The 3,264-nt window shown below is 50.8% G+C and carries 4 protein-coding genes; 2 read left to right on the top strand and 2 right to left on the bottom strand.

Going from position 1 to position 3,264, the window contains the following annotated elements:
• Window positions 1-329: 329 nt before the first annotated feature.
• Both ACR0P9_RS09630 and ACR0P9_RS09625 read right to left on the bottom strand, forming a co-directional pair.
• Entirely contained in the window at window positions 330-773 is a 444-nt protein-coding gene (locus ACR0P9_RS09630; protein ID WP_432619603.1) for a PadR family transcriptional regulator, read from the bottom strand.
• Window positions 774-866: 93 nt separating this feature from the next.
• Window positions 867-1,661 carry an RNA-binding protein gene (locus ACR0P9_RS09625; protein WP_432619601.1) on the bottom strand — a complete coding sequence of 265 codons (795 nt, stop codon included), beginning with the start codon at window positions 1,659-1,661 and terminating at the stop codon, window positions 867-869.
• A 124-nt stretch (window positions 1,662-1,785) separates the two neighbouring features.
• On the opposite strand from ACR0P9_RS09625, the gene ACR0P9_RS09620 reads away from it, so the two are divergent.
• Together ACR0P9_RS09620 and ACR0P9_RS09615 are read left to right on the top strand one after the other, a co-directional pair.
• The gene (locus tag ACR0P9_RS09620; protein ID WP_432619599.1) at window positions 1,786-2,775 is read left to right on the top strand and encodes a biotin--[acetyl-CoA-carboxylase] ligase; all 990 of its coding nucleotides are present in this window, start codon (window positions 1,786-1,788) and stop codon (window positions 2,773-2,775) included.
• 40 nt (window positions 2,776-2,815) lie between these two features.
• The coding region (locus tag ACR0P9_RS09615; protein ID WP_432619597.1) for an NAD(P)/FAD-dependent oxidoreductase at window positions 2,816-3,264 on the top strand (449 nt) is incomplete at its 3' end.

Raw genomic sequence — 3,264 nt, 5'->3', positions numbered from 1 at the left:
GCTACTCTTGAATCTCTCCCATCTTTACACGGCTGCTTTTATGTTATTCCTTGACACAATAGTACCATTTATGGAACTATTTGTCAATGAATTTGTCAAAAAAAGTTTGCATTACCTTTTCTCTTTATCCCCGCCGCATGGCAGACAGTTTTTAACCATCTGCATGTATTTTTCCACAAAACCGCTCTCTTTTTTCATCAATTCCCCTCCGTTCTTAATTGTATCTATTATACCACGCTAACCCTTGTTTCGTCAAAGAAAACTTATTTTTTATATTAAAAAATACCTGCTTACATAAGCAGGTATTTCATCTATCTTTTTGTCGCCGGTTAAGCGGTCGGTTGTGCCATCTTTGCACCATGTTGTTGTTCTTGATTTGCCGCGAGTTCCTTCGCATCTCCCGACTCCAAAATCAGCCCGATGCACTGCATGAACTGTCCAAAGGTATCGGTCAGCTGCGCGAGATACTCTCTGCCCTTTTTCGTGATGCCGTAGTACTGACGCTTTCTGCCGTCCGGTGCCACGCGCTTTTTCAGCTCGTCGATGTATTCAAATTTGACCATGCGGTAAATCACCGAGTACGGGAACACGATATGGAATTTTCCATTGCTGCGCTGTTTCAGCTCTTCCGGAATTTCACCGATATACATTTCTCTCTCATTGAGCAAAAACAGAACAAGCATTTCCGATACTGCTTTTTTGAGGTTCTCTTCCAATCCCTGCACCGAGCCGCTGCGCTCCGGTGCATCTGTCATATTTGGCTGTCTTCCCATTTTGCCGCCTCCTCTTAATTGTTACTATTAGTATAACATATTTCTTGTATTCCTGCAATAACAAAAATTTTAAATGGCAGATTTTTTTATTCGTCAGCCAAATCGTTTGAGCGACAAAACGATGCGTCCCTTTTTGCTCTCTCCTAAAATCTCCTCGACCTCTCCGCGTCCCGTGCCGCGCAGGGTAATGCGGTCATGCGGCGCAATTTCTTTGTCTGTCCGGATACATTCCTGCTGATTGACAAACACTTTTCCTGCACGGATCGCATCCGCCGCTTTGGCGCGCGACAGGCGGAACAGCGACGCTGTGACGGCATCCAGCCTCATCGAAGCGACGGTATCGCGCAGCATGGTGATCTTCTCATCCGGCATCACCAAATCCGCCAGCGAAATTTCCTGCGTCTGGATGTGTTTGCGTCCCGCCTGGCTGTAGTTCATCAGCAGATATGGCGCAATGTCTTTCAGCACCAGAATGTCCGCGCCGTGGTCACTGACCAAAATATCTCCGATGCCGTCGCGCCGCAGTCCCAAACCCATCAGCGAGCCTAAATAATCCCGATGGGTGAGCGCATCGTTTTTGCTCCGCAGGCAGCGAATCGCGGTAATGGGACAATCTTCTCCCTCTGTCGGCACAGCGTCCATCCAGTCCGGCACAAAAAAGAGAATGCGGCGTTCCGCCTGCTCATATCCGCCCCAGAAGACGCCGCGTTCTCCCAGACTGCGCAGCAGACGATCCGCCAATGCAGTTTCGTGCATATCTAAAAATTTGGTATACGTCAAATAGCATTTTTCGCGGCAGGTCTCCGCCTTTTGCGCGATTTGCGTGAGCAAAATGCGCTCCTCCTGCGTGCGTGCGATGCTCTGGATACTCTCGCTTGTGCTTGCCATATTCTTCCTCATTTCTTCGACTGGATTTATGAATTTTCCTCGTTTCCAAGTAAAATCTATTGTACTGCGTCAAGATCTGTATTACAATAAGGAAAAGCTAAAAAAGACCCGAAAGGATGATTGGATGGTTCGAGATGACGTGCTTCGCACCTTGGAAGAACACCGCGGAGAACTGATCTCCGGCGGCACATTGGCACGAGAATTGGGCGTTTCCCGCACGGCAATATGGAAGGCAGTTTCCACGCTGCGCGAGATGGGTTTCCCAATCACTTCTACAGCCGGTGAAGGCTATCGCTTGGATGAAGCGAGTGACGCGCTGTCGGAAGCTGGCATTGCCATGGAGCTGACAACACAATACGCCGCACGAAATCTCTGTGTGCTTTCCACTGTCGATTCCACCAATAATTATCTCAAACAGCGCGCTGCTGAACTGCCAAACGGCTATGCCGCTGTCGCTGATTGTCAGACTGCCGGCCGCGGCAGATTGGGACGAAATTTTCTGTCTCCTTCCGGCAGCGGTATTTATATGAGTCTGCTTCTGCGTCCGCAGATTCCGCTGGAGCGCATTCATCTGCTGACCGTCGGCGCAGCGATTGCCGCCTGTGAGGCAATCCAAGAAACCGCTGATTTTACCCCAGACATCAAATGGGTCAATGATGTCCTCATGCACGGCAAAAAGCTGTGCGGCATCCTGACAGAAGCCTCTGTCGAAGCAGAAACCGGACAACTGTCCTATGCCATCGTCGGCATTGGCATCAATGTCCGCACCCCCGCAAGCGGTCTTGCGCCGGAAATCGCAGAAATTGCCGGTTGTCTGGAAGACTTTGCTCCGCATCCGGTGCGCCGCAATGCCCTCGCAGCCTCTTTCTTCAATCACATGGAGTCGTGCTGTGATCTTATCGCCTCCGGAGATACCGAAGCATTGATTGACCGCTATCGTTCCTTTATTCACTTCCTCGGTCAGCCCATCACAGTCATTCGGTTTGACCAGCGAGAGGAAGCAACCGCTGTCGGCATTGATTCCAGCGGTCATCTCATCATTGAGCAGAACGGCCAGCGCAGTACCTTAGTCGCCGGAGAAATCAGCATCCGGCTGCCGGAGCAATTGCGCTGAGCATCTGTTCCCCTATTTCTATCAAGGAGTTTTATTTTAAATGAAAGATTGTATCATCATCGGAAAAGGCCCAGCAGGTCTCTCTGCTGCTCTGTATGTTCGACGCGCAGGCTATACCCCGCTTGTGATTGGTCGAGATTCCGGTGCTCTCGGTCAAAGCCACCGCATTGAAAATTATTTCGGTCTGGCAGAGCCGGTCAGCGGCGATGAATTGTTCCGCCGCGGCTTGGTGCAGGTCGAACGACTCGGCATCGAAGTCATCAGTGACGAAGTGGTTTCGATCCGTGAATCCAATGGATTTATCGTCAACACCTCCTCCGGCAACAGCTACACCGCACGGACTGTCCTGCTGGCAACCGGCAAACAGAGACTTGCCTCTAATTTGAATGCCGATCATCTCATCGGCTACGGCGTCAGCCATTGCGCACAGTGCGACGGCTTCCTGATGCGCGGACGCTCGCTCGCTGTCGTCGGCAGCGGCGATCATGC

The organism is Butyricicoccus sp., assembly GCF_050872565.1.
In the GTDB taxonomy this organism is placed as follows: Bacteria; Bacillota; Clostridia; order Oscillospirales; family Butyricicoccaceae; genus Butyricicoccus_A.
The sequence above is the reverse complement of the archived record's forward strand: the minus strand, read 5'-3'. Positions and strand labels throughout refer to the sequence as shown.

Excerpts from the sequence above, each read along its gene's own strand:
- ACR0P9_RS09630 (WP_432619603.1), bottom strand. The coding sequence starts at position 773 with ATGGGAAGACAGCCAAATATGACAGATGCACCGGAGCGCAGCGGCTCG.
- ACR0P9_RS09625 (WP_432619601.1), bottom strand. The coding sequence starts at position 1,661 with ATGGCAAGCACAAGCGAGAGTATCCAGAGCATCGCACGCACGCAGGAG.
- ACR0P9_RS09620 (WP_432619599.1), top strand. The coding sequence starts at position 1,786 with ATGGTTCGAGATGACGTGCTTCGCACCTTGGAAGAACACCGCGGAGAA.